Annotated in this window: 28 protein-coding genes and 1 riboswitch; of the genes, 25 read left to right on the plus strand and 3 right to left on the minus strand. The window is 39.9% G+C overall.

The genetic code is table 11. The features are described from left to right. The first annotated feature begins 9 nt into the window (after nt 1-9). The 7 genes from AC787_RS10895 to cdaS all read left to right on the plus strand — a co-directional run bounded on the left by AC787_RS10895 (nt 10) and on the right by cdaS (nt 6,446). A complete protein-coding gene (locus tag AC787_RS10895; RefSeq protein WP_054024802.1) occupies nt 10-1,173 on the plus strand; it encodes an efflux RND transporter periplasmic adaptor subunit in 1,164 nt (387 codons plus the stop codon). A 37-nt stretch (nt 1,174-1,210) separates the two neighbouring features. Further along, complete coding sequence (locus AC787_RS10900) at nt 1,211-2,587, plus strand: ABC transporter substrate-binding protein (protein WP_054024803.1); 1,377 nt, start codon at nt 1,211-1,213, stop codon at nt 2,585-2,587. Between the two features lie 201 nt (nt 2,588-2,788). Beyond that, the gene (locus AC787_RS10905) at nt 2,789-3,214 is read left to right on the plus strand and encodes a DMT family transporter (protein ID WP_054024804.1); all 426 of its coding nucleotides are present in this window, start codon (nt 2,789-2,791) and stop codon (nt 3,212-3,214) included. A gap of 54 nt (nt 3,215-3,268) precedes the next feature. Continuing rightward, nucleotides 3,269-3,967 (plus strand): Crp/Fnr family transcriptional regulator, encoded by a 699-nt coding sequence (locus tag AC787_RS10910; RefSeq protein WP_054024805.1) that lies wholly within the window; start codon nt 3,269-3,271, stop codon nt 3,965-3,967. A gap of 52 nt (nt 3,968-4,019) precedes the next feature. Continuing rightward, nucleotides 4,020-4,475, plus strand: a complete 456-nt coding sequence (locus tag AC787_RS10915) for a DMT family transporter (protein WP_054024806.1) — start codon at nt 4,020-4,022, stop codon at nt 4,473-4,475. A gap of 94 nt (nt 4,476-4,569) precedes the next feature. Then, a complete protein-coding gene (locus tag AC787_RS10920) occupies nt 4,570-5,691 on the plus strand; it encodes a WD40/YVTN/BNR-like repeat-containing protein (protein ID WP_054024807.1) in 1,122 nt (373 codons plus the stop codon). A gap of 125 nt (nt 5,692-5,816) precedes the next feature. Beyond that, a complete protein-coding gene (cdaS, locus tag AC787_RS10925; protein WP_054024808.1) occupies nt 5,817-6,446 on the plus strand; it encodes a sporulation-specific diadenylate cyclase CdaS in 630 nt (209 codons plus the stop codon). Between the two features lie 48 nt (nt 6,447-6,494). Here cdaS and AC787_RS10930 read toward each other — a convergent pair whose 3' ends face one another. Then, entirely contained in the window at nt 6,495-7,034 is a 540-nt protein-coding gene (locus tag AC787_RS10930) for an NADPH-dependent FMN reductase (RefSeq protein ID WP_054024809.1), read from the minus strand. 383 nt (nt 7,035-7,417) lie between these two features. Between AC787_RS10930 and AC787_RS10935 the strand changes: the two genes are divergently transcribed. From AC787_RS10935 to AC787_RS10965, 6 genes are all read left to right on the plus strand, one after another. Further along, nucleotides 7,418-7,861: a MarR family winged helix-turn-helix transcriptional regulator gene (locus AC787_RS10935; RefSeq protein ID WP_054024810.1), complete on the plus strand. Its 444-nt coding sequence runs from the start codon at nt 7,418-7,420 to the stop codon at nt 7,859-7,861. 50 nt (nt 7,862-7,911) lie between these two features. Then, nucleotides 7,912-8,853: a ring-cleaving dioxygenase gene (locus AC787_RS10940; protein WP_054024811.1), complete on the plus strand. Its 942-nt coding sequence runs from the start codon at nt 7,912-7,914 to the stop codon at nt 8,851-8,853. Nucleotides 8,854-8,874: 21 nt separating this feature from the next. Further along, nucleotides 8,875-9,933, plus strand: a complete 1,059-nt coding sequence (locus tag AC787_RS10945) for an LLM class flavin-dependent oxidoreductase (protein ID WP_054024812.1) — start codon at nt 8,875-8,877, stop codon at nt 9,931-9,933. Nucleotides 9,934-9,945: 12 nt separating this feature from the next. Next, nucleotides 9,946-10,512, plus strand: coding sequence for an NADPH-dependent FMN reductase (locus AC787_RS10950; RefSeq protein ID WP_054024813.1), 567 nt, complete (start codon nt 9,946-9,948; stop codon nt 10,510-10,512). 437 nt (nt 10,513-10,949) lie between these two features. Next, a complete protein-coding gene (locus AC787_RS10960) occupies nt 10,950-11,261 on the plus strand; it encodes an ArsR/SmtB family transcription factor (protein ID WP_054024815.1) in 312 nt (103 codons plus the stop codon). Between the two features lie 173 nt (nt 11,262-11,434). Continuing rightward, nucleotides 11,435-12,595: an MFS transporter gene (locus AC787_RS10965; protein WP_054024816.1), complete on the plus strand. Its 1,161-nt coding sequence runs from the start codon at nt 11,435-11,437 to the stop codon at nt 12,593-12,595. 70 nt (nt 12,596-12,665) lie between these two features. Here the strand turns inward: AC787_RS10965 and AC787_RS10970 are convergent, their stop codons facing one another. Further along, a complete protein-coding gene (locus AC787_RS10970) occupies nt 12,666-12,980 on the minus strand; it encodes a DMT family transporter (protein WP_054024817.1) in 315 nt (104 codons plus the stop codon). Next, nucleotides 12,980-13,321, minus strand: coding sequence for a DMT family transporter (locus AC787_RS10975; RefSeq protein WP_054024818.1), 342 nt, complete (start codon nt 13,319-13,321; stop codon nt 12,980-12,982). The genes AC787_RS10970 and AC787_RS10975 overlap by 1 nt, the downstream gene beginning before the upstream one ends. 73 nt (nt 13,322-13,394) lie before the next feature. Next, a riboswitch (guanidine-I (ykkC/yxkD leader) is annotated at nt 13,395-13,493 on the minus strand. Between the two features lie 165 nt (nt 13,494-13,658). Here AC787_RS10975 and AC787_RS10980 point away from each other — a divergent pair. The 12 genes from AC787_RS10980 to AC787_RS11035 all read left to right on the plus strand — a co-directional run bounded on the left by AC787_RS10980 (nt 13,659) and on the right by AC787_RS11035 (nt 26,502). Further along, nucleotides 13,659-15,296 (plus strand): ABC-three component system protein, encoded by a 1,638-nt coding sequence (locus AC787_RS10980; protein WP_054024819.1) that lies wholly within the window; start codon nt 13,659-13,661, stop codon nt 15,294-15,296. A gap of 2 nt (nt 15,297-15,298) precedes the next feature. Then, on the plus strand, nt 15,299-15,877 hold the full coding sequence (locus AC787_RS10985) for an ABC-three component system middle component 1 (protein ID WP_054024820.1): 579 nt from the start codon (nt 15,299-15,301) through the stop codon (nt 15,875-15,877). Further along, nucleotides 15,867-17,135 (plus strand): AAA family ATPase, encoded by a 1,269-nt coding sequence (locus tag AC787_RS10990; protein WP_054024821.1) that lies wholly within the window; start codon nt 15,867-15,869, stop codon nt 17,133-17,135. The genes AC787_RS10985 and AC787_RS10990 overlap by 11 nt, the downstream gene beginning before the upstream one ends. A gap of 27 nt (nt 17,136-17,162) precedes the next feature. After that, nucleotides 17,163-18,710: a hypothetical protein gene (locus tag AC787_RS10995; RefSeq protein WP_054024822.1), complete on the plus strand. Its 1,548-nt coding sequence runs from the start codon at nt 17,163-17,165 to the stop codon at nt 18,708-18,710. A gap of 164 nt (nt 18,711-18,874) precedes the next feature. Continuing rightward, nucleotides 18,875-19,438: a sigma-70 family RNA polymerase sigma factor gene (locus AC787_RS11000; protein ID WP_054024823.1), complete on the plus strand. Its 564-nt coding sequence runs from the start codon at nt 18,875-18,877 to the stop codon at nt 19,436-19,438. Continuing rightward, nucleotides 19,438-20,550: a DUF4179 domain-containing protein gene (locus tag AC787_RS11005; protein WP_054027023.1), complete on the plus strand. Its 1,113-nt coding sequence runs from the start codon at nt 19,438-19,440 to the stop codon at nt 20,548-20,550. The genes AC787_RS11000 and AC787_RS11005 overlap by 1 nt, the downstream gene beginning before the upstream one ends. Nucleotides 20,551-20,597: 47 nt before the next feature. After that, nucleotides 20,598-21,059, plus strand: coding sequence for a putative immunity protein (locus tag AC787_RS11010; RefSeq protein WP_054024824.1), 462 nt, complete (start codon nt 20,598-20,600; stop codon nt 21,057-21,059). A 282-nt stretch (nt 21,060-21,341) separates the two neighbouring features. Continuing rightward, on the plus strand, nt 21,342-22,298 hold the full coding sequence (gene murB, locus AC787_RS11015; RefSeq protein WP_414730936.1) for a UDP-N-acetylmuramate dehydrogenase: 957 nt from the start codon (nt 21,342-21,344) through the stop codon (nt 22,296-22,298). Between the two features lie 421 nt (nt 22,299-22,719). Continuing rightward, nucleotides 22,720-23,385 carry a FusB/FusC family EF-G-binding protein gene (locus AC787_RS11020; protein ID WP_054024825.1) on the plus strand — a complete coding sequence of 222 codons (666 nt, stop codon included), beginning with the start codon at nt 22,720-22,722 and terminating at the stop codon, nt 23,383-23,385. Nucleotides 23,386-23,650: 265 nt separating this feature from the next. Then, nucleotides 23,651-24,202, plus strand: coding sequence for a YdhK family protein (locus tag AC787_RS11025; RefSeq protein ID WP_054024826.1), 552 nt, complete (start codon nt 23,651-23,653; stop codon nt 24,200-24,202). A 450-nt stretch (nt 24,203-24,652) separates the two neighbouring features. Beyond that, nucleotides 24,653-25,459, plus strand: a complete 807-nt coding sequence (locus AC787_RS11030; protein WP_054024827.1) for a phytanoyl-CoA dioxygenase family protein — start codon at nt 24,653-24,655, stop codon at nt 25,457-25,459. A 44-nt stretch (nt 25,460-25,503) separates the two neighbouring features. Further along, nucleotides 25,504-26,502: a Gfo/Idh/MocA family protein gene (locus AC787_RS11035; RefSeq protein WP_054024828.1), complete on the plus strand. Its 999-nt coding sequence runs from the start codon at nt 25,504-25,506 to the stop codon at nt 26,500-26,502. Nucleotide 26,503 lies beyond the last annotated feature (1 nt).

The following is a 26,503-nucleotide window of genomic DNA, read 5'->3' on the forward strand; positions in this document are numbered from 1 at the left end:
TAAAACCCCATGGATGAACGTAGCGTTGAACAATCTAAAACTCATCCCAAGAAAAGGATTAGGCTCGTCATTATTCTCTTTATAGCTGCACTACTTATCTTTACACTTTACAGCAATACGCTGCTCACGATGAACCTGCCTCAGGTTTGGGCAGAAGAAGGCAGCATGGATCCGCTTATACAAAGTTACGACGGAACCGGTGTGCTGCAGCCGCTCAGCGAAGTAGAAATAACCAACCAAGCAGGCTGGATTGTGAAGGATGTAAAGATAAAGGTCGGTGATCGCGTTACAAAGGGACAAACCCTCGTCACCTATAATAATCGAGAGGCTGAACATCGTAAACAAGATGAGCAAGATAATCTCACTCGCCAGCAATTATTGATGGAGGGATTACAGGATCAATACATTGAAGCTCAGCAAAGCGGAGATGAAGGTAGGATTCGTGTAACAAAACGAGATATGGAGATCGCGCGTCTGGAAATGGGCGTACAGGAACGAAAACTGCAAAATATGAAAGAGGAGTTGGAAACCCTTAAGCAGATCGCGGCTCCGTTCAACGGAGTTATTACTCAAGTAGGTGCTGTAAAAGGGCTCCCATCTGGGAGTGCAGGGCTAGATATAATTATATCTAATGCAAGTCGAGGTTATCAATTGAGCTTGGATATTCCAGAAACATTTGCAGGCCAGCTCGATATCGGCTCCAAACTTGAAGTTGAGGTCAAGAGCAAGGGAATAGGCAAATCGCTGGAAGGTCACGTGACAGCGATTGAAAATGTCGAGACCGTTCATTCAGCTGCGCCTGACGATGGTGGAGGAGAGAGTAACTCGCCTAAACGAAACGACTTGAAACGAGTCCTAATTTTGATGCAAAATACAGCATTACAGGGTGGAGAACAGGCTAGTGTGAAGCTGAGCAAGACTTCTACGGTTGGAGAAGGAGTGCTTCTGCCTACAAAAGCTATTCACGGTGAGGGATCCCATAAATATATTTTTATTATAGAAGAAAAGAAAGGTCCGCTCGGAAACACATATCATGCTCGCCAAGTTACCATTGGAGTAGGCGATGCCAATGATGATGCAGCGATTGCTCTTACGGGTGCTTATCCCGGTCAGTTAATCATTATAGAAAGCAGTGAACCGCTGCAAGATGGCAGCAGGGTTAGACTGAGATAAAAAATTCAATAAACATGATTAGGAGTGATTTTTAGCAATGAAAAAGTGGATAAGTATACTCATGAGTTTGGTTTTCGCTGTGAGTTTGACAGCATGCAGTGGCAGTGAAACAAAAAACAGCAATCATGTAAATAACGTAATTCCCGTTAATACGAATCGTCCTATCGAAGAGCATTCCAGCATAGCGGATGATAATAAGGATGATAAGAAGACCATTGTTGTTTCCGTCCTTGGATTAAATGATTTCTATAAAGAGGCGAAGCAGAAATATGAAGCGCAACATCCAAATATAACGATTCAATTTAATGAATTTGCTACAAGTGGAGGCGTAATGAGCTCTGCAGATGTGGAAAAATACATTAAAACGACCACTACTGAAATTTTATCAGGTAAGGGCGCGGATTTATTTTCTCTGGACACAGTCGTCCTACCGATAGATCGGTACGTTAGCAAAAAAGCGTTCATTAATTTGGATGAATTTATAAAAAAAGATACAAATTTTGACCAAAGCCTTTATCATATGAACATTCTCGAAAATTCAAAAATGAATGACGGCCTATATGTCCTGCCAATCTCCTTTTATTTGCAAATGTTATTTGGAGATGCGGATGGCATTGCGAATGCTGGCGTCAACATCGATGATAAAAATTGGACATGGAGTCAATTTGCAGATATAGGAAAACAACTTGCTGCTACTGGAGACACCAACTATTCTTTAGGAATGTTATCCCCTGAAAATATGCTGAACTCTTTGATCTCTGACAACTATGCCCAATTGATGTATGGTGAAAAGAAAAAGGCGAATTTTGAATCAGCATTCTTTATTGATCTGCTTAAACAAGTGAATAGCCTGTACAACGATAAAATCTTATCCGCTGAAAGCGTACCTAGTCATTTCATTCTTTCTGAAATATATTCCCCACAAGATTACCTTGCCCGCCTTGGGTTGTACTACACAAACACCAAGGTTTATCAGAAACCGCATGCAGCTGAGCAAAAATCCGGAGTTGCATTTGGCGGGATTAAAAATATTGCTTTGAATTCCAATTCAGAAATCAAAGGGACAGCTTGGGATTTCATAAAATTTCTAATGTCAGAGGAAATGCAAAATACTTCTCAACAAAATGAGTTCTCCATCAATAAATCTGTTAATGAAAAAATGTTTAAATCAATCATGATTGAAGCTAAAAATGGAATGATCAATGTTCCGAAGGGCGGGAACGTCAAAGTATCAGAACAGGATTTGCAAGCCATCAAGACGATGATCACTGAAGCAAGCCTGCCGATCACCTTAATGAATAAGGTACAATCGATTATTGCTGAGGAAGCCAAGGCTTACTTCACAGGGCAAAAAACCGCTGAAGCTGTTGCTGAGCTGATTCAGAACCGAGTAACTACTTATATTAATGAATAGCAGAAAAAATAAAAAACACGTACCGTTGATGCTTTTCGGATCAGAGGTACGTGTTTTTGTTGAAGGATATGTGTTGCTGAGGTCGCTGACCATTCTTTCCTCATTACAGCTTTTTCAAATCAAGTAGGACATATGTCCTTTCCTAAATCCATAAATTTATCGTTTAATGATGGAAAGATTGATTTGGAGGAGAGCAAAAGAATGAAAGGGAGCATTTTTGCGTTTTTAGGCGGAGCCTTTATTACTCTGCAAGGCGTTGCTAATTCGCGGATTAGTCAAGATATTGGCGCTTGGCAAGCAGCTACGATAACCCAGCTAACTGGCTTCATCATGGCCTTCATTATTCTGTTGTTTGTGAGAGATGGACGTTGGTCAGCGTTTAATCAGGTGAAACCATTATATCTAGCAGGTGGTTCCTTTGCGGCTATTATTATTTTCAGCAATGTCACAGCTATTCAACAGATCGGTGTTACGCTTAGTATATCTGCCATGTTGATCGCTCAGTTATGTCTGGCCTTTATTATCGATAGTAAAGGTTGGTTCGGCGTTATGAAGCAGAAAATGAGACTGCCTCAGTTCATCGGCATCGGGTTGATGATAGCTGGTGTGGTGATACTAAGGTTATAATAGATAAAATATTCCAGAGTGCAACCTGAATTCAAATGGAGGTGATTCGGACGAATGCAAGAAATTAAAGATCGCGAGCAACTCCAGTATTATTTGAGCACGCATCAGTTAGGATCAACATTCGGTGAGCAGCTAATACCGCATTTGTCGCTGTTCTGCTTTGATCATGAAGAGTTTATTTGTTCCCAAGGAGAATCTTCAAAGTATCTCTACTTCCTAGTAAAAGGAAAGATAAAGATCTACACTACCTCTACGGAGGGTAAAACACTAATTCTTACGTTTAAAACATCTTTAGATGTAGTTGGTGATATTGAATACGTTCAAGGCATTGACATTATCAATACCGTTGAGGCAGTTTCTACTGTTTACATGATTGGTGTTCATCATCAGTGGTTGAATAAATACGGAAGAGATCATTCACCGCTGCTGCATTTTTTACTGAATATTATTTCTCGGAAGTTTCTAAAAAACTCGAATGCGTTAAGCTTCAATATCCTGCATCCGGTGGAAGTTCGATTGGCTAGTTATCTATTGTCCGTCTCTTATGATGAATCAGATCTTCTATTTAAAGGTCAACGGAATGCAATCAGTTTAAAGGATACTGCTAATTTGATCGGAACGAGCTATAGACATCTAAATCGAGTTGTCCAGCAGTTCTGTGCTAAAGGTCTGATTGAGCGTAAAAATGGCGGCATTCTTGTTAAGAGTAAAAATGGATTAAGCGCTCTGGCTAGCCATAATATCTATGAATAAAACAGTATCATGAAGTGAATGATTACCATCACCCAATGGGAGAGTAGAAATTATGATTCTCGGACTTTTATTTGCAGTTCTCACTGGTTCTTTGGTCAGTTTGCAAAACATTTTCAATAGCAAGGTCAATGAACGCGTAGGTACATGGACGACCACAACCTTAGTATTAGGTATGGGATTCCTTGCGTCATTTACGATCGGAATTGTCTTCGAAGGGGAGCAACTATTTGCATTACAAAATATGAAGCCCTGGTACTGGTTCAGCGGTTTGATCGGAGTTGGCGTCGTTACTTGTCTGGTACAGGGTATTAAGCGGCTTGGTCCTACTTATGCCATCTCTATCGTTCTAACCTCACAGCTTGGATTTGCTTTATTGTGGGATTCACAAGGCTGGTTAGGAGTCGAAAAAGTAGCTTTCACAACGAATAAATGGTTAGGCGTTCTGGTTATAGTCAGTGGCATCATTGTATTTAAAATAAGCGGTGAACGTGAGAAAGCAGTGGCATAACATTTTACAATCCTTAAGATTCATTTTGATCAAAGTAGGGTATTTTCTTCTATAAAGGCACTAATACTAACCTAGTGGCAGGAGGAGGAAAAACATGATCTCAGTTAAACTTAAATCTGGACTTGTAACAGCTGCTCTGATGATTGGGCTTACATCAGCTGTACCATTAACACAGGCAGCAGGCGGATCGACAGCAAAGGATATTTTCAGCGGTACGCCAGCGGGTGATACAGCATACCATTTCAGCGATATTCAATTTTTAAACGGTACAACCGGACGCGTTGCTGGTAATGGAATTCTTATCGGAACTTCTGATGCAGGCTCAACTTGGCAATCGATCTATAAGGGAACGTGGCAATTCACACAGCTTGATTTCATATCCAATACTACCGGATGGGCGCTCGCGAAATCTTCAGCAACCGGAACAAATGCCCTTATTCATACAACAGACGGTGGGAAAAGCTTTACAAAAATAATAACCGGATCGCTGGCTCTAGAACGCATCCATTTTACAGATGCTAAGAACGGATTTGGCTATACAAGGGCTTTTGCCTATAAAACATCAAATGGTGGTAAAACTTGGTCCAAAATCTCTACTCCTGCCAATACCCGTTATGCAGAATTTGCAGATACGAAGCATGGATGGACTCTTATCGTAGTACCTGGTTTTGGTTATCGACTGTCAAGAACAACAGATGGTGGCGCGAATTGGTCAACAAAACTAACGGTTAAATCAGAGGAGAGCTTAGGCGGAAAGATCTACACAAAGGGAAGCCAAGTATGGGCTCAATTTTACGGAGGCGTTGGGATGTCCCAGCAATCTTATTCCCTCTATGCCTCTGCTGATGATGGATCAAGCTGGCGGAAAGTGATTAGTCAGGAGACAGCAGGCGGTGGATCTGCACCTGGAGGTGCTGCTGGTGTTGTTAAAGAAGGCCCAGCTTCGCCAGGCGGGCACCCCAGCAATATGCAGCTTGTTGATGGAGCGGCCATTCTCGGAGGATACTCTCCAGCAGCTGAAGTCATTGGTGTTGGTCGTTCAATCGATTCAGGAAAATCATGGTCTAATCTCACACCTATCGCAGGGTTGGAGAACATCATTTCGTTTACAAGCAAGGAGTTAGGCTGGATGGCGGATACAAGCAAATCTAATGCTGCAGTGTACAGAACAACCGATGGCGGCAAAAGTTGGTCAAATAAAATAAGCATTCCTTAAAAAAGACTTTAAAAAGACTGGTACCTATAAAGGGCCAGTCTTTTGTTATCAATACCGATTATGTAAGCAAAATAAAGGTAGTATTCTTCTTCAATTAGCGGCAGTCACTAGAGTGGGGTGGACGTATGGATGAAATAAAATGTGATTTTTCTCCAATGAAAGTTGAAGTGAAAAGTAAACTGCTACAATTGCGTGTATCCCTCGAAGCTTTGATAAAGGATTTGGATCATGAAGCTGGCAATTGTTTGTTGAACGAGTTCCATTCTATGAAAGAACAAGTTGTAGAAACCGAATCCATTGCAACTACCTTTTATTTGAAATGTTATCTTGCACCTTATACCGCTAAATATGACGAGTTATCCAATGCAATTTCCCATTTATCGAAGCGTCGCCATGGGGCGCTTCTCGTCGTGCAAAGATCAGATTCAATCGATAGATATATTACACATGGCGTATTGGTTTCTGCAATGTTGACACATTCGTTGCTAGAATCTATTTTCACGCCCGGTGGTCCGCTGCATGACGGCGCAGTCTTAATTCAAAATGATAAAATTATTTCCGCAGGAAACGTCCTGCCGTTAACGCAGAGAGAAAGCGAGGAGAAGAAGCTTGGAACAAGACATCGTGCAGGGCTTGGTTTATCTGAAGTCAGCGATGCTCTTGTTATCATCGTATCGGAAGAAACCGGACAAGCTTCCTTCAGCTTGGAAGGGAATTTATATCCTTTTTCTCCTGGGAATAATCTCCTAAACTAATCTAAACAAAGAAAAACCACCTCTTCGTAAAAGAGGTGGTGGTAGTTATTAACGCAATGTTTTCAATGCGCCGCTCCAAGCGAGCACTTGATCGAGCATTCCGTTAACATTTGTAAGATGAAGATCAGCTGGTTTGAAAACAGAACCGTTCTCAAAATCAGTGAAGAGCGACAATGCAGGATGTACACGAACGTCAGCTACTGACAATTCGCCCAAGATTCCACGCAAATGCTCAGCTGCACGAGCACCGCCTACAGAACCGTAACTTACGATACCAGCTGCTTTATCGTTCCAAGCTTCACGAGCATAATCAAGCGCATTTTTCAATGAAGCAGAAATACTGTGGTTGTACTCTTGAACGATAAATACGAAGCCATCCAAGCTTGCAAGCTTAGTATTCCAAGCTGTAGCTTGCTCCGTAGCATCACTTTCTCCCAAGAGCGGAAGCTTGAAATCAGCGATATCTACGATTTCATAATTAGCATCTCCACGTTGATCAGCGACTTTCTTCACCCATTCACCAACTTGTGGACTAAGACGACCTTGACGAGTGCTTCCTAAAATAATTCCGATATTTAATTTTGACATTGTTTTTTCCTCCTCAGTAGTTGTTCTACCAAACAATTTGTCTAGAAAACCCATTACCGACACCACCAATAAAATTTGTAGATCTTTAGAATAGATCCGTCCCTTAGAATAACAAATACCCAATAATCATTATTTCTTAAACAAGGATAGGTTATTCTCAACTATTAATGAATATAAAGAACACTCCAACTTTCTTTACGTTGAGTATCTTTAATATGAGATAATAATAACGAATTACCAGTACTATGTCAAGTAACTATATTTATTTTAGTTCGATTAATTTTCCTATATAATGTAGCCTTTTTAATCTAATCAATTGTACTTGCAAAATTATCAATTGAGTAGTAAAGTGATGGCATAGATATTCGAGAGGGGGATACGAAATGCGAAATAATACGATCGGGTCGTTAATCTGGTTGCGGTTAATGCGTTTTACGAACCAAAGTAACCAGATGTCGAATGACTTTTTAAAACAATTTGATCTTACGACCGCTCAATTTGATGTCCTTATGCAAATTCGTATCTATCAACCTTTAACGCAAATGGTATTAGCTGAGAAAGTAACGGTTACACAAGGCGGTATTTCACGCATGCTCGTCCGTCTTGAGAATGAGGGCTATATTGTGCGAAAACAAGACTGGAAAACCAAAACCATTAGTCTCACAGAGAAAGCCGAAGCTATTTTGGAAATAGCAATGCCAAAGCAGCTCGCTTTTCAAACTTCATTTTTTGATGATGTATTAAATGAAGACGAACAAAAAACACTATACTCATTGATGACGCGCATCCATAAACATAGCCAAAAAAAGAAATTACCGATTGAGTAATTTTTTTGTACTATCAATTGATTAGTCAAGTAATAAAAGGAGGAACAATTATGTATACAATCCCAGGACATCATCATATTTCGATGATTACAAAAAACGCGAAAATAAATAATCATTTTTATCAAGAAATATTAGGTCTACGCAGAGTGAAAAAGACGGTCAATCAAGATGACCCATCCATGTATCACTTATTTTACGGAGATTTAACAGGCAGTGCGGGAACAGAGCTGTCCTTTTTTGAAATGACAAATGCGGGGAGAACTGTTCGAGGCACCAATGCAATCACCCAAATTGGTTTACTCGTTCCTTCATTTGAGAGTCTGGTTTATTGGAAAAAACGTTTTGAATCGCTAAATGTAGAACATGGTGAAATCACAAAATATGCTGGCCGAGACGCTTTGCATTTTGAAGATACGGAAGGTTTGCGAATGGTTCTGATAAACAATAACGGCGAGGAAGTTCCAGAGAAATGGGAAACATGGAAAGACTCCGTCGTCGAGCAAGATCATCGTATACTCGGAATGGGAACAGTCGAAATAACCGTTCGTTCTCTGGAACACCTAGCAACAACATTGACGAGCATGTTCGGTTATATCGAAGTGTCTCGTTCGGATAATGAAGCCATTTATCAGTCCGTTGCTGGTCGTACCTATGGCGAGATTTTGGTCAAACAAGTAGAAGGAGCAATCGAGAAGCCTGGAAGAGGAAGCATTCATCATTTAGCGATCCGTGTTGATAACGAAGATGAGCTGCGTTACTGGGACGAAGTCGTCAAAAAACGCGGTTTCCACTCCTCAGGCATAGTGGATCGTTATTATTTCCAAAGCTTATATTTCCGTGAATCTAATGGTATTTTATTCGAAATTGCGACAGATGGTCCTGGTTTCACCAAAGATTCAAGCATAGCAGAACTCGGTAAAGCGCTAGATTTACCACCATTTTTAGAAGAAAGACGAGCAGATATTGAAGCAAAATTAATACCGCTTGATTAATAAGAAAAAGGGGAGAGTAACATGGAGAAATATCGAATCGATACAAATAAAGGACTAGAATTCGGGTTATATTCGATTGGTGATCATTTGCCAAATCCACATACAGGCTCAATGATTAGTGCAAAACAGCGCATTCAAGAATTAATTGAGGCAAGTAAGCTTGCTGACGAGGCAGGACTTGATGTATTCGCAGTCGGTGAGAGCCATCAAACGTATTTTACAACACAGGCGCATACGGTTATTTTAGGAGCGATCGCTCAGGCAACAAAAAACATCAAAATTGCCAGTTCGGCAACGGTGCTAAGTACATCCGATCCCGTGCGTGTGTATGAAGACTTTGCTACCATCGATTTAATTTCAAATGGACGCGCGGAAATTGTCGCTGGACGCGGCTCACGCGTTGGAGCTTATAGTTTGCTTGGCTTTGATGTCCGAGATTACGAAGAACTATTTGAAGAGAAACTAGAGCTTCTAATAAAATTAAATAATGAAGAAACGATAACATGGGAAGGTCAGTTCCGTCCACCGCTTAAGCAAGCATCCATTTTACCGCAGCCCCAAAGTGGTCATATGCCTATTTGGAGAGCAGTAGGTGGACCTCCCGCTAGTGCTATTAAGGCAGGTTATGTCGGTGTGCCGATGATGTTGACGACGCTTGGCGGTCCAGCGAGCAACTTTAAAATTTCGGTAGATGCTTACCGTGAAGCAGCAGCGAGCAGTGGTTTTGATCCGGCAGCATTACCGGTTGCAACGACGAGTTTATTTTATACAGCAGACACTACACAAGATGCTCTTCGTGAATACTATCCGCATCTTAATTCTGGTATGCAAGCACTGCGTGGCGGCGGATATCCAAAACAACAATTTGCGCAATCTACCGACTATCGTGATGCTTTAATGGTTGGCAGCCCGCAACAAATCATTGAAAAGATGCTTTATCAATACGAATTATTTGGTCATCAGCGCTTTATGGCTCAAATCGATTTTGGCGGTGTCCCATTCGATAAGATTGCGAAAAATATAGAACTTATAGCAACGGAAATTATGCCCGCGATTAAGAAGCATACCGCTAAAAACTAAGGAGTGATTAGGATGAATATTGTTGCAATCTCTGGCTCAAATGTAGGCTCTAAGACACGGACAGCAATGGACTACACATTAAAAATCGCAAATGAAAAATACCCTAATGCAGAAATCACCTTACTGGACCTCGCAGAATATGAAATGGTGTTTAGCGATGGGCGCAATTATATGGAATATGACGGGGATACTAAATATGTAACGGAAACAATCATGGCAGCAGATGCTATCATTATCGGCACTCCTACTTTCCAAGCATCCATTCCAGCTACGCTAAAAAATATTTTTGATCTTTTACCAGTCAGCGCTTTCCGTGATAAGGTAGTGAGCATCCTCGTTACTGCGGGTACAGCGAAACATTATTTGATGGTGGAACAACAATTAAAACCTATTCTGTCCTATATGAAAGCACATATCGTGCCAACTTACGTATTTATTGAAGAAAAGGATTTCAACAGAAAAGAGATTATTAATGACGATGTTCTTTTCCGCATGGAGCGTTTAGTAGAAGACACTATGCAGCTTGTGGAAGCATATTCAGAAATTCGCCAAGCAAAAGATGCGGAGTATCTTTTTTAAGAGAACGCTAATACAATATATATGTACGCCTCATCTGCCCAGCAGATGGGGTTTCTTTATTTTCGCGGGTTGAATAAGGAGCATTAGATCTAGCCATTGACAAATAATAAGTTTAGTTTATTAATCGCTTAGAAAAGAAGGAACTTGTCTTGCGCTCACCACATCCAAATGATTCAAGAGCAATCATGATCTCACTTAACGAAAAAGGAAAGGAAGCTAATGCAGCCCACGAAGAAGTTCATCTCCAATTTTACAACCAATTACGTACTCTGTTGAACGTGCAGGAGATTGAAATATTTGAGAAATGTATAGATAAATTAAACTCTTTTTTTTGGACATAATTTTTTTTGCACATTTAGTTTTGTAACTGAACTATTCTAATCAGTACAGATTTATTTCTTGTTTACAAATCTATATTTATAGATATAATCATATATATGGAACCTTCATTGATTTATAAAGCATTGTCGAACGAGACACGCCGTCAAATTATGTTATGGTTAAAAAAGCCAGAGGATTATTTTGAAGAAAAAAAATATTTAGAGCAGGGACTTACATTTCGAATAGGTGTATGCGTTGCGGAAATTCAGGCTAAATCTGGACTAGCGCAATCGGTTATATCTAGTTATTTGTTAACGATGCAGCAAGCAGGGCTGCTCCAATCTGAACGAATCGGGAAATGGACCTATTATCGCCGGAACGAGAAAACGATACAACAATTTTCAGATTACATCCGAAATGAACTCTAAAGAAAGGAGCTTTTTTTGATTCAACGAATCTAATTATATAGATATGTGGCTACATTTATCGATTTGCGGCGTGATCTATTGATTATTTGTTTTACGTATTTTGATGGCTCTATATATCTATAATTCTAAATATGTAGTTTAAATCTACAGTCAGAAATGGAGACTGAATTATTTTGAAAAAGTTTAATCCCTTGCTTGTTTTTATACTAGCGTTAGGTGTGTTCGGCATTATTACTACTGAAATGGGGATCGTAGGTGTTCTACCCGAGGTATCTCGAAAATTCCAAATTTCGACTTCACAGGCCGGTTCTCTAGTAAGTATATTTGCTCTTGTCGTTGCGATTTCAGGTCCATTTATAACTTTGCTTGCATCCAGAATGAATCGTAAGATCATTTTATTAATCGCAGTTTTTATGTTCGCGATATCTAATATCGTCTATGCCTATACAACGATATTCAATGTGATGTTGATTTTCCGTATAATACCTGCCATTTTTCATCCTGTATTCTTTTCTGTAGCGATTGTAACTGCTAGCCAACTTGTACCACCAGAAAAAAGCAGCAAAGCAGTCATGCAAGTTTTTGCCGGAATTACGATTGGGTTTGCGTTTGGCGTTCCATTAACATCTTATTTAACAGAGCATATTTCCCTGACTGCTGGATTTCTATTTAGCGGTATTGTTAGCTTGATCGCTTTCGCAGGGATATTATTTTTGCTTCCTTCTATGCCCGTTAAGGAAAAAATGTCATATGGCATGCAGCTTCGTATTTTAAGAAAACCACAATTGTGGGTTAATATCGCGACGGTTATGTTTACTTTTGCAGCTATGTTTTCTGTATACAGCTATTTTGCCGAATATCTCGTAAGCGTATCAAGTATGAATAGTTCCTGGGTTAGTTTATTGTTAATGGCATTTGGTTTAGTCATGATCGTTGGTAATTTTTTATTTGGCTTTTTTCTGCAAAAAAGTATTTCTAAAACCGTTATGTTGTTCCCACTTGCCTATATTTTATGTTATTTACTCGTTTATTTTTTCGGATCTTCTTATATTCCGATGATTGTCATTGTACTGATATGGGGGATCGTTCATTCTGGCGGTTTAATCGTAAGTCAAACATGGCTTATATCGGAAGCGAAAGAAGCTCCTGAGTTTGGAAACAGCTTGTTTATCTCATTTTCAAATCTTGGTATTACAGTGGGAGCCTCAATTGGTGGATGGTTTATTTCGCAATGGGGGATACACCAGCTCATCTGGAGTGGCATCATGTTCTCTTTGCTTTCTTTTATATCCATAATCATGAAAATAAAATTATTTAGCTCGAGTGCCGCTTAAAGCGCCTTTTTCGAGTGACTTTGGTAGGGAGCAGGCTTCAAAGCAGTCTGCTCCTTGTTTGTTGCATTTTTTAAGAGACAAGCTTTAATCCAACTGCAGAACCTAAAACCATTGCTATAAAAACAACTCTTTTCCAGTCTTTGGATTCCCCATATAAAAGCATTCCTAATATAGCTCCGCCTGATGCTCCAATTCCTGTCCAAATGGCATACGTTGTTCCCATGGGCAGTGTTTTCATTGAATAAGCAAGAAATAGAAAACTTGCTAAAAATCCAAGAGTTAATAATACAACAGATTGCCAATTGCGGTCCTTATGCAATTTATTTATCATAGCAACACCAAACATTTCAAATAATCCTGCAAATATTAAAGATACCCATGCCATTAGGACTCAGCTCCTTGTTTATCTTTATCCTTCGTAACTAATTTCAAGCCCATTACACCCGCTAATAAAAGTAAAATCAATAACATTTTACTCCATTTGAATGGTTCTCCAAAAAATATAATTTCGGAGAAAACAGTACCTGCTGTACCCATTCCTACAAAAACGGCGTATACCGTTCCTACAGGTAGTTTCTTTCCTGCAACAATCATTAAATAGAAGCTGATAATAATAGAAATGACAGTTCCTGTCCAAGTCCAGAAGTCATCAGCGTGTTTCAAGCCAATAACCCAAAAAACTTCGAAAAAAGCGGCAATAAATACCTTAATCCAATTTGAATTCATTTAAATACACCTCCAGTTTTATTGTTACCAAATAAACATAAAAAAAAAGCCCAAGAGTAAACTGTTAAACAGTTTCTCCCAGGCTTTTATCCTTCCGTGACACAGCATTGCTGTGAGTTTTCTCTCGGACCAGACCAACATATCATGTTGCGGAACCCTAGAAAACATTCTTGTATTCAATTACCTAGTATTATACACAAATTTGAAACTATTACAATACTCTTAACATGGGAAATAGTTGAAAAAGAACAGCCAGACAATTTGTATCAACACTTGGAAACTATACTTGCTTGATATAAAATAAAATGGAAGCGTTAACAGAAAGGGGAAGCTGAACATGTCGATGCAGATTGATTTGAAACATGGGGAAACGGGAAGCAAAGGCAAGATGCTCGTATTGTTGATTCATGGCTTGGGCGCTCCTGAAACGTGGGTAGAGCCAGGTAGAGACTGGGCGAAGCTTATTACTTCTGATCCGCAAATAACGGATACGGATATTGGTATCGTTACTTATGATACCTCTAAGCTCATCAGCAGCCTTTTTGGAATCGAAGGGAATTTTGAAGTTTTGGGTCGTCGAATTAGTGTCAGCAAAACAAGTCCACTTTCCATAGACCAGCTTGCCATTCAATTGAAAACCATTTTGAATACAACTACATATAGAAAATATGAGAAGATCGTAATCGTTGGCCACAGCATGGGAGGTTTGATTGGGAAAAGATTCATACTAAACGAGTATTTGCATCGCAAGGAAGGATTAAAACGAATCGGTGGCTTTATCAGCTATGCCACGCCATATAACGGATCTAAGTTCGCTGAATTCCATCAATTAATAAAGCGCTTTCAGAAACATAAACAAATCGAACAATTACGTTCAAATAATGCTTTTTTAGATGAGATGAACCGCAGCTTTTTTAGTGCCCAGCAAGAGCTTAAGAGCTGCTTCACTTCGATTTACTGTTATGGTGATCGAGACACAGTAGTGGAACAGGGGAGCGCCGTTCCCAATATGGGACATTCAAGCACTTATGCGCAAGCAGAGTCTCTACCAGGTGACCATGGGACTATTCTAGATGTGCCGCAAGGGCTTCTTTCTACGAACTACGATTTACTGAAAGGACTTCTGCTAGACGTGCTTTCGACTTTCGATCCTCCGCCATTTGGAACCCGAGACAGCCTACAAGAGACAACCCATTCTTCAGTCCAAAGGGACAAGCCCGCCGCAGACTCAAAAGCTTCATTGACTCAGTCGCGATTAATTAATGAGATTGAGCTTCACCGACAAGCGCTTGATACCATTTTCATAAAACGTTTCAAAAATGATGACGAAATTAGAGCAAAACTTATTGCTTCTATGAACGATGTGCTTCGAAAACTTAAGGAAATGGAAGAAAGCAGAGTACAGCTGTTTCTTAAGCTATATCGATTCGCAAACAATCGGTTGCCCGGCGGGGATCCCGGCCTGCGCGAACTGTGGGAGCTCCTTGCTCTGGTGAATTTGGTGTATCCAGATTGGAACTTTATTGATCCTGACGAGTGGGTACATCTGTCAAATCTTCAGCTGGATTCCAATCGCTGGGTGCGTATGCTTTATTCGCAGGACAAAGAAACGATGCCGGAGGTCGTGATCGGATTTATTTCCAGACTGTATGCCAGCTCATTTCAACCGTACATGTCGTCAAGAGCAAATCCAGATTTGTTCCCGTATCGCTTGTTATTGGAAAATATCAACTCGGATTCACTTGGAAAAGACAACCCGGAAAACTTATGCGAGCATTGCAATAATGGTCATAAAGCCGATTTCTCCAAAATTTTGCTGCAATTCGCCCAAGACTCGAAAATAACGATCTTCGATGGTTTAGAGTCTAATAGCTTAACCGGAACCGTGAGCATCAGTTGCTCCTCTTGCTTGCGTCAAGTTAGAAATGAAGTGAGCTATGAAGAGATTTGCACGCGACTAAGGAGTGTGATTTGAAAATGAAACAGCAGTTATTTGAATTTTTCGATCGACAACCTGACCTTGAGAAGCTTACGGGAATAACGATTAGGCATATAGATGCTCTTTACTTTTCCGCGCAGCAAATATTTGCTGTAGCGTCCTATGCCGCTCAATCATTACTCGAGAACCATTGGGAGCGAGCTGCTTATCAATTTGCATATCGGGTACAAAATCAGATTCCTGGAGAACTCGATGATCTTCGCTGGGACATGTACTTAGTCCTTTTTGTAGATACTCAGGAGGTAAGCAATGCGCTCAAGAAGCGTATCGAGTCAAATCGGTTTTTCTTTCGGAAAATTATCATCACGAGGTCTGATCTCGATCGGTTATCTGAGAAACTCCCATTAGGTTTTCAAACTGCTTTGCCTGAGCACCAGCTCGAGCGCCTCTGGTTTCATGATCGGCATTTTCTCCAGCAATGGCAATCCTGTGTTCAAGAAACGACAAATCAACGATTAAATCAAGCGTTATTCCAAGGCGGTGCCGACTCTGTGGACAAACTATTGTCATCTTTAAATATTCCAGTGTTAGCTGAGGTGCTGGATCATGAGGATTAATGCAATCACGATTGAAGCATTCCGCGGATTTAATGAGAAACGAAGATTCGAGTTTCCAAATACAAGCATTGTCATTTTGCATGGACCAAATGGATATGGCAAAACCTCTTTTTTTGACGCGATCGAATGGGGGTTAACCGGTGTCATTTATCGTTATGAGCAGGATCCCGAGCGGAAATTATATCGGTACATCGGTAACCATTTCGCTATGGATAAACCTCCTAAAGTAACGATAGAGCTGGTTAATTCGGACACAAGAATAACAGTTACGAGGACGGGTGCTGCCGGTACCAGCGTGAAGACAGACGGCGGTGCTAACTTCCTTGAGGTTGAGATTAACGGTGAGAAGGTTCCTGATTATAAGGCGGAAATTGTTTTAAAAGAGAAGCTCGTGCATGCGGAATGGCTGGACAAAGTGGATTTAAATAAAAGCTTGTTCCTGACCCATCTGCTGTGCCAAGAACGTATGAATGGCATCCTTCGCGGGATGAAAGAGAAGGAACGTTACAATTCAGTATCCCGAATCTTCGGCACGGAGCAATTTGCAGTCTACGGTGATATCGTTCATAAGGCTAGGATAGAGCTCGAAGAAAGGCGATTAGCATTTAGTCAGAAGTTAGGTCAGTTGACTACAGAAGAAGAGATGCTAGAGGATCGAATTCGAGGGATAAGGATGGATTTAACCGATACCTCGCCTGCATCGCGAAATAATCAATGGTTATCGGCATTTCATCATTTTGTAGATGAATTCCAAATATCACCTGTATCAGAAGATCAAGATCAGGTTACTAATTTTATCAAAATAGCTGAGGCGCAAGTGGAATTGTTGGAGCAAGAGCGTATTTATTTGGAAGAAGATACGTTTCGACGATTAGAGCTGGCAAAGGATGCATCAACTTCCTTACAGGACAAGCTTCCGCTGCTGATTCAATGGGAACAAGAAAACAAGCTTGCTCAAACGCTCGATGAACATGAAATTAGGCTATATAAATTGCAAATGCTGTATGATAATACAACTATTTTTCTGCAAAGTGAACAGACCAAAATGCAAAATGAGCAGCTGAATAAGGAGTTGCTTAAACAATCAATGGAACTCCAGCTCAAAGCTGATCGGTTATTTGAAGCATTGAATGAAGTGAAAAATCTCTTAATCACGGCCCGAAACCGTAAACAAATCGATGGGTTGAGTGGGGCTTTTGCACTTGCTTATCCGCATTTGGAAGAAACACCTCGCTTAGCGTTGTACCATGCGCTTTAAGAGTTCGAGCTTCAATATCGAAAACAAGTGGAACTAGAAAAAACTTTAAATGAAGTTGACCAGTTATATAATCAACAATCGGACTTTGTTCAGCAGCTTGTGCGACATGAAAAGAAACATAAAGCTTTTCTCAAACACGTTCTGCAGGTTGCAATTGAACAGCCAGAGATAGAGGGTTGTCCTGCTTGTGGCACGGATCATATCGATTCCTCATACTTGCAGCAATATGTAAGCGGCCAGATGGATTCGATTCATCCTGATCTTGCGATCGCCGAGAAAAGGAGCCTTGAGCTTGAACAACAGCGGCAAGCCTATTCTGACCAGCTCCTAGAAGCTCAAACGAATTCGAAGGAGAGTTTAACGGCTGTTCGGAGAGTAATGGAAGAGTGGAAGGATCAACATAGTGACTTACTCGATCAGGTAGCGAATTTGCAAACGGAGTGTAACAACTTACAAAGAAGTATGCTGCTAGTTGATCAACGATACGAAGAGTTCAGGAAGCAAGCAAGTGGACTGGATATCGATATCCATGCATCTTCTCTGAGCGAACGGTTACTGACTAAGCTGAATGAAACGAAAATTCAAATCAGTGACTTGCGAAAACTACTTATCTCAGTAGCTTCGGAGTATTCATCTATGCCAAGCGCAGAAAGAGAGAACAAGTTGCAGCATCTACGAGATGATGTCGTTGTGTGGCTTGGAAAACTAACAGCAGCAGAAATTATAGGCGCGGATACCCATACAACGGAATGGTTCGAAATTACACAGCAGTTAGACTCCAAGGCTAGTTTGATTGAGGAATCGATGATTGAAAATGCTCGTAAGCACGGAGTAGCAGCACAATTGCTAGATGCGTTCCGAGCAAATACCGATCTTGCGCTACTTGAACAATTGCAGCAACAGAAAGCTTCCAAACACAAGGTCATTGAGCGAGTTGAAGAAGGTCTTCGAAGCATTGAAGAAATGGTTACTGCTCTAAAGGATGCCGAGCAGACCGTTCCAGATGCAATCAGTGGTTTGAATGAGCGAGTTATGGATCAAATGTTCGATACGATGCGTTCCATTTTCGTCAGAATCAACTCTCACCCGATATTTACCCATATCGATTACGATACCGGAAAAAAATTCAAAAGCAATCGTCTGTTTCTAAAAGTTATGACGAGAGAGAATACGTCACTTGGTCACCAAGAAGCAAATCCCTCTTACATATTTAGCGCAGCCCAGGTGAATGCCACTGCGATTTCATTTTTTCTTGCAATGGCGCTTACGCAATCATGGTCTCCACTGTCAATTGTGGCTATGGATGACCCGGTACAGAACATGGACGATATGAATGTTGCTGCATTAATTGATCTTATTCGTAATTTAGCCGATTCTAGATTGCAGTACCATAAACAATTCATTATCTCTACACACGATTCAACGTTCTATCAGATTATGCGCAAGAAGTTCAGAATGCTGAATGTCGGGATCATCGAGTTTGATTCATACTCTGAGGCAGGTCCAACTTTTGAGCAGCGTGTTGTAGAAGCGACGGTTAAGCAGCCAATAGCCATATTCTCCAAAGCGGATTAATCATAAAATTCAACCCAAAAAAGTCGATTTCCTGTACGATTAAGGAATCGACTTTTTTTATTACAAACTTATTTATATATTTTATTTTAAATGTGAGAAATTAATTTTTTTATTACGTTGTATATAGTGTAAAAGCTTTTACAAAAAAATAAGGAGAGTCACTCATGAGGTCTAATGAAAATAACTTTATTCACCGATTACAGCGACAAAAAGAAGACGCATTAGAATATATCGTAGATACCTATTTGCCCTTAATAAAGGGTGTAACTTATAAAGTGTTATCTCCTCTCGAGAATGATGGAGTCATAGAAGAATGTATGAATGATATTTTACTCTCCATATGGAACCATTCGAATAAATTTCATGGTGATACAACCGATTTCAGAAAATGGATTTGTGCCATTGCTAAGTTCAAAGCTATTGACTACTACAGAAAAAATAGTAAAAAGATCGAATTCGCGGCAATTCAAGCGGATTTGAATGCTGAAAGATCAGCAGAAGATGAACTCATCATAATGGAAGACAAAACGGAACTCATTGCGTTAATCAATTTATTAGAGCCTGTAGACCGGGATATTTTTATCATGAAGTACTTTTTAGGATTAAACACAGAGGATATTTCCACCAAGCTCGATTTGACCAAAGCTTCGATCGATAATCGGATTTATAGAGGGAAAAAGAAGCTTTATAACAAAGCGATGCATCTTAATTGGAGAGGTAGTGTATGATGAAGGATATTTATGAATTATTAAATGAAATTGATCTAGATGATAAACAATTCGAAGAAATCGAAGTCACTGAATTTGAAAAAGCTAAAGTAAAAAAAGCATTAAAAGAATCATTAAATCAGAAGAGAAAAATATGGAGCTGGAAAAAGAATATTGCCGCGGCTGTCATTATAGTTGGATTATCAGCAACAACATTTGGACTAACGTTTCCTGCTTACGCTAGCGATATCCCCGTTATACGAAATATTTTCCGATTATTGGATACTGGAAGGATCGGATTTTATGAAGACTATAAGAAATATTCCAGTGAAATAAACATGACAGAGGAAAGCAGTGGCATTAAAATCACGATAAAAGAGGCAATTTTTGATGGAAAATCTGTTACATTAACCTATGCATTAGAAAGCAATCAAGACTTGGGTGACGATCCTAACTTACATGGATTATTAGATGCAAAAGGTTCACTCGGCGGGAGTCAAAGCTCTCAAATTACAAAAGTGGATGAAAATAGTTATGTAGGTTTAGTTCAAAGCAATATCGAATTTCGTAATCAAATGGAATTGGATCATGTTAATATAAACTGGACTATTGAAAATATAACTAATCAAAATAACGAAGAGAAAATAAAAGGTAAATGGAGCTTTGCTCTTTCTTTAGACGCAACGGAGAATCAAACACAAATTATAAACCAAAGTGCTCAGCAAGAAGGTGTAAAAGTAAATATAGAAAAAATATCCTTCACACCTATGAGCTTTATCGTGTATTACAATCAAGTAATTTCGGACGAAGTAAGAAATAAATGGGATGCGGTAGATATGGAAATCGAAATTAAAGACGACTTAGGAAATAATTATTTAGGTAAAGGCAATGGAGGAGCAGGGGAGAGAGACGGCTATAACATGCACTGGAGTAAAACATTCGAAAAACTAAACCCAAATGCTACCAAGCTTATCCTAACAACTCATTTGAACTTGTATGAATACACTTCTGAAAATCATGGATCATTAGAAATAACGAAAGAGGGTTCAAAAGAAATTTTATTGCCAAAAAAATCAGGTAGAGGTAGAGAAAAATTCACATTAGATGATATTGTAATTGAACTAAAGAAATAACGTAATATTAGCTAAGTTGTAAAACTATAATGGAAGGGTGTCGATATATGGCAAGTACACCAAAAATTAAAATTGTTGATCATTCTGAATTAAGACTTGAAATAGATAAAAATACCGAACTTGTTAGTCAAATTGATTTGGCTAAATGGGCGATTAGTGTCGCGAAACATGTGCTGCCGTATCTAGAGAAAGAGTTTCCTGAAAACGAAAAAATATTAAATGGATTTAAAGTTAACGAAAGGTGGCAAAAAGGGGAGGCTACTGTCCATCAAGTTAGACAAGCTGGGTTTCAGGTCCATGAAGTAGCCAGAGAATGTAAAAGTGAAACGGCTAAAGCAGCGGCACGAGCTGTTGGACAGGCTGTTGGCGTAGGGCATATGAGAGGGCATGCAATGGTTTCTTCAGATTACGCGATTAAAGCGATCGGACTTGATTCTAGGGAAGACATGAATAGGATTAGCGAAGAAAGAGAATGGCAATTATTTGAATTAAAAAGATACGTTAAATAAGATTGAAATCAATATCATATAGATATACAAGTAAGAGCAGAGACAATGTACTGCTCTTTTTTTGTTGCATATTTCTGGTGAAGAAACGATAATTTAATGACATGAGGCGAAGTAAATCCGATAAGCATAGCGAAGTAGAACAGAGTGCGAAGGAACGGTTAAATTTGCTTGATTAAACTCATAAATTGAAACTTTTCATTGTCAGTGTAATATTAGACGAGAAAATGTGCTATAATTTAAAGTTGAAATTTCAAAGCTTTAACAACAACAAGAAAAGGTGAAATGAATGATAATGAACGAATGGGAACTATTTATATGAATAACGAATCTAACCTTTATAAACGCATATTAAATAAACTGCCTCACTTGGATGTTAAACTCGCTGAACCGGTTAAAAATCACGCATATACAAAATTGGGGGGGAATGCTGATGTATTCATTACTCCAACCCAATATGATGAAATAAGCACTGTTTTTCAGATTGCGAAAGATGAAAATGTTCCGGTCACTCTATTGGGACATGGCTCCAATCTTATCGTAAAAGATGGTGGACTTCGCGGGATTACGATGCATTTAAAAAATTTGAATGAAGTTCGTACCGAGAATTGTACGCTTATTGCGCAAGCCGGAGCTTCTATTATAGATGTTTCTAGGCAAGCATTAGAACAGCATCTGTCTGGACTTGAGTTTGCATGTGGCATCCCAGGTACGGTTGGCGGTGCGTTATTTATGAATGCTGGAGCCTATGGCGGACAAATTTCAGATGTACTGGTAAACGCATTAGTGATGAACGAAGCAGGTGAACTTCTAACTTTATCAAATGAAGATCTGTCGTTGAGTTATCGGAAGAGTAATATTTCTGCAAAAAAATATGTCGTACTGGAAGCTGTATTTAATCTTAAACAAGCTGATTATGCAGCTATAAAAGAAAAAATGGATGAGTTCACCTATGCTAGAGAAAGTAAACAGCCTTTGGAATATCCTTCATGTGGCAGTGTTTTCAAACGTCCGCCTGGGTACTTTGCTGGAAAACTGATACAAGACAGCGGTCTGCAAGGGAAACGTATTGGAGGAGCAGAGGTATCCACGAAACATGCAGGTTTTATTGTGAATGTTGATCATGCTACGTCAAAGGATTACATTGACTTGATAGAAATGATTAAAACGACGGTTAAACAAAATTATGATATCGACTTAGAGACAGAAGTTATTGTCATTGGGGAAGATAGTACAAACTAAATCGGACTATTAATAATCAAAGATCCTTCCATTTCATTTGGAGAGGGTCTTTGATTTTTTTACAATATTTATCTTTAAATTGTATCAAGTTTGGCTTCAAAACTGCATGGGTCATTGGTATTGGCTAAACGGTCGAGGAAATCCGGAAAAAGTGGCGTTCTTCATAAAATTGTAGTTTCAGATGGTTTTAAAAAGTTGTAACAACATCACGTTTCATTTTATAATAAAAAGGAGAGGGAGTTGATAGGAATGGCAAATCAAATTGCCGGAAGAAGTAGCTGCTCATGCAAAGCCTAATATTAGGGCGATACTTTGCGTGGGGCCGGACTGAAATATATTCGCCCAATTGAGCTAATATCGTTTCTAATAAAAGGCTTCGCACCTTATATTTTTTCCAATAAAAATAAGGGGCTGAAAAGCTATGAATAAACCATTTATTAGAAACCATCAATATAACTTGATAAAGAAACAGGCAAACCTGCTTCAAACTGCATGCAACACGGTCTCCGATCCGAAAGTAGTGGAAGCGGTTAGGTATAGTACGCAAACAAAAATTATCGAAGCTTTACCGGACGCAACTGATCTTCAAAAACATGATTTAGAGAAACTTGCGACGTTAAATAGGACGGAAGAATTTCAGCATTATTTGCAATCACTGCAACCTTTGATGTTGGAATTCACACAAGTAACGGCTGCTCAAATCAAGAAGCTGTTTCCAAAAGTTAAAAAGCTAAAGGTACCCGATTTAGCTGACATTGACTACCGTTATGTTACGTACATGGGCTGGACCGATATCGCGACAAATAGGTTGTTTCTTATGTATCATCTAGATGGACAGCTTATTGGCATTGAAGGAAAGTTTACGCCTACAAATAAGAAAAGCACCTGTTTTTTGTGTAATCGACATGAAGAGGTTGCGTTATTCACGGCTATTACGAAATCAAAGCCAGCTAATGCTTCACCGGATTACTACAAAGCAATTGGAAATTATATGTGCGTGAACAGCGAAGCATGTAACACAAATATAACGGATGTCACTATTTTAGAGAAATTCATCAGCAACTTAATAGGAAAGTACGAATCATAAAATGAAAAGAGGCATCAGAAAATTCTGATGCTTCTTTTTTTATTTAAAGTTGCTGAAACCATCATTAATCTCTCGCGAAACGGAGTGCAGTCTACACATTATCTTCAAATGTATGGTTTACAATTATTATAAGTAACGTTGGTTAGGGGGAAATAAGATCATATTCCAACTAAAATAAGCAAGCAAGATGACGTTTCACTAATACCCATAGGGGGTATAATGAGAGTAGCATACTGAACCAAAAAACAGAGGAGTGTTGTAAAAGATGAAAAAACAATTGGCTTTACTAAGTGTTGCTGCGGTGATTGCTTTAAGTGGATGCGGAAAAAATACTACCACGGACATCCCTGTAAACAACAATCAAGGTGATAACCACTCACAAATGGATCACTCCAATAGCGGTCAACTTCCTAAAGGATTAAAAGAAGCAACGAGTCCAACATTCAAGGTTGGGAGTGAAGCTATTATAAAAGCTGACCACATGACTGGTATGAATGGAGCTATTGCAACAATTGGAGGCGCATATACGACTACAGCCTATGCCGTATCTTATACCCCAACAACAGGTGGCGAAAGAGTGACCAATCACAAATGGGTTATTCATGAAGAAATTAAAGATGCAGGCGACAAACCTTATAAATCGGGTGCAGAAGTTGTCTTGCAGGCAGACCATATGGAGGGTATGAACGGCGCAACCGCTACGATTGATTCCGCAGAGCAAACTACGGTTTACATGTTTGACTATGTTCCAACTTCTGGTGGAGAAAAAATGAAAAATCATAAATGGGTAACGGAAAGCGAACTTTTACCGAAATGATCAAATGGAAAACATCAGGAAGTACATTTGACATTACATGAGCAGCGAATAAGTTTCAAAACAAAGCTTTAAACAAAACCAGTCAAAACACATCGTAAAGTGTTAGACTGGTTTTTGTATTTTTTAAAAGAAGCTCAGATTCCCCTTATTGTCTAATAACCTAACGACAAGCAATGTCCACTCATCGATCTCCACGCGATTAGTTAATACATATTTAATATATACAATTTCAAAAAAATGAACTAGAAAATTTAACTAATACATAATCATTCTGTGATATAGCTTGTTGATGGTTTACAAAAGGTAGATAGTTAACCCAAATGTTCATGATTCAACAAAAAATAATTGTAATAATACGAGCTCTTTATGCATTAAATTAGTTACTGTTCATATTTTATATATATGGTAGTCACTTTATATTATCCATTTCACAAGGCTGGGGGTTATCACATGAATGCTGAGCAGAACCAAGGGCTTAATGCTATTTCAGAGCCCGGTGAATTCACAGAGCTTGACCGTTTCATGTTTGAATCATGGGGTTATCTGATCATTCCAAATGTATTGTCGAAAGATGAAGCGCAGCAATGTTTGGAGGCATCTATTCGCTTACATGAGCGAGAAGGAACAACGGGATGGGCTCAAGTTGGCCGTGGGTTTGAAACCGAACCTACACTGGACAATTTAATTGATCACCCTGCGGTGCTCCCAAAAGTAAGAGCATTATATGGCGACCGTTTCATTCTTCAATCCGCTTGGTGCACGAAGCAGCCGGCATTTGGAGGTGCGGGAGGATGGCATCAAGATGGCTCTGGTGCCTATGATTTCAAACAACTAGCTTATCCGATTCCTTTACTGCAGCTGCGAGCTTCGTATCTGCTAACGGATCAATCTTTGCCGAGGATGGGCAACATGGAGATGATTCCAGGCAGCCATAGAGCTCAGGTTCCACTCCCAGCAGACATTCGCCGTGACAAAGGGGATTTGCCTGTTGGACATGTCATTTGTGCGACTGCCGGATCTGTATTGCTTTTCCATAACGCCGTTTGGCATCGTACATATTATCATGACGGAGACTACGATCGATATACCGCACATTATATATACAGTCCTCCTTGGGTTCGATTCTCCGATCGGTTTGTGAACGACAAGGACTATTTGGAACGTACTACGCCTATGCGCCGTTATTTGGCAGGAGAATATGAGCGACCTGACGCTCCATTTGGTGCAGGGTACCCGACAACGGCATTCAAGGATTAAATAAATGACGCATAAATCCAATAATCGTAATGGGGGATATTTAAATGTTAAATGTAGCGATGATTAGTAAATGGCATGTTCATGCCGACGGATATGCCAAACACTTGCAATCACTTGGAAACGTAAACATAACAGCAGTATGGGATGAAGTTACAGAAAGAGGACGAACCTGGGCAGCAGAGCTCGGAGCTGATTTTGAATCCGATCTGGATGCGCTGCTTCAAAGGGAAGATGTGGATGCTGTTGTCATAGATGCACCTACCAGCATGCACGCGGAAGTCATGATTGCTGCTGCCAATGCGGGAAAGCATATTTTCACAGAGAAATCGATGGCACTTACCGTGTCGGAGTGCGACAAAATTACGGCAGCCGTGCAAAGAGCAGGCGTCAAGTTTTGTATTTCTTTTCCAGCTCGAACAAGACCGCATCATTTATTCGCAAAGCAGCTTCTTGATGATGGACTGCTTGGAGCCATTACACTGTTGCGTATTCGAAACGGCCACGACGGTGCATTAAATAATTGGCTGCCTGGATACTGGTACGATGAGAAACAGGCAGGCGGAGGAGCAATGATGGATCTGGGTTGTCATCCGATGTATCTGGCTAGTTGGCTGCTCGGTCAACCCAAACGCATTACATCCATGTTTAATTATTTTACAGGTCGGGCCGTTGAAGATAATGCGCAATGCTCGATTGAGTTTGCAAACAACGCGGTAGCGCTGCTGGAAACAAGCCTCGTCACTTACTCGACACCGTCTGCGTTTGAACTATACGGTACAGAAGGAACATTGATCATATCCGGTGAAAACGTCAAATTCGCTTCCAAGCATACAGATTCACCCCTGCAGGGTTGGATTTCACCTCGTCAGCTTCCTAAGGAGCAGCCGCTTCCACTAACACAGTGGGTGGACGGCATTCTGAATGACAAGCCGATGCCATTCGGGTTGGAGGATGGAACGAAGCTGACGGAACTGCTTGAAACGGCTTATATCGCTCATCGCGAAAGAAGAACAGTTGATTTTAAACAGCAGGGAGGGAAATAAT

The sequence above is a fragment of the Bacillus sp. FJAT-28004 genome (assembly GCF_001280845.1).
GTDB lineage: Bacteria > Bacillota > Bacilli > Paenibacillales > Paenibacillaceae > Pristimantibacillus.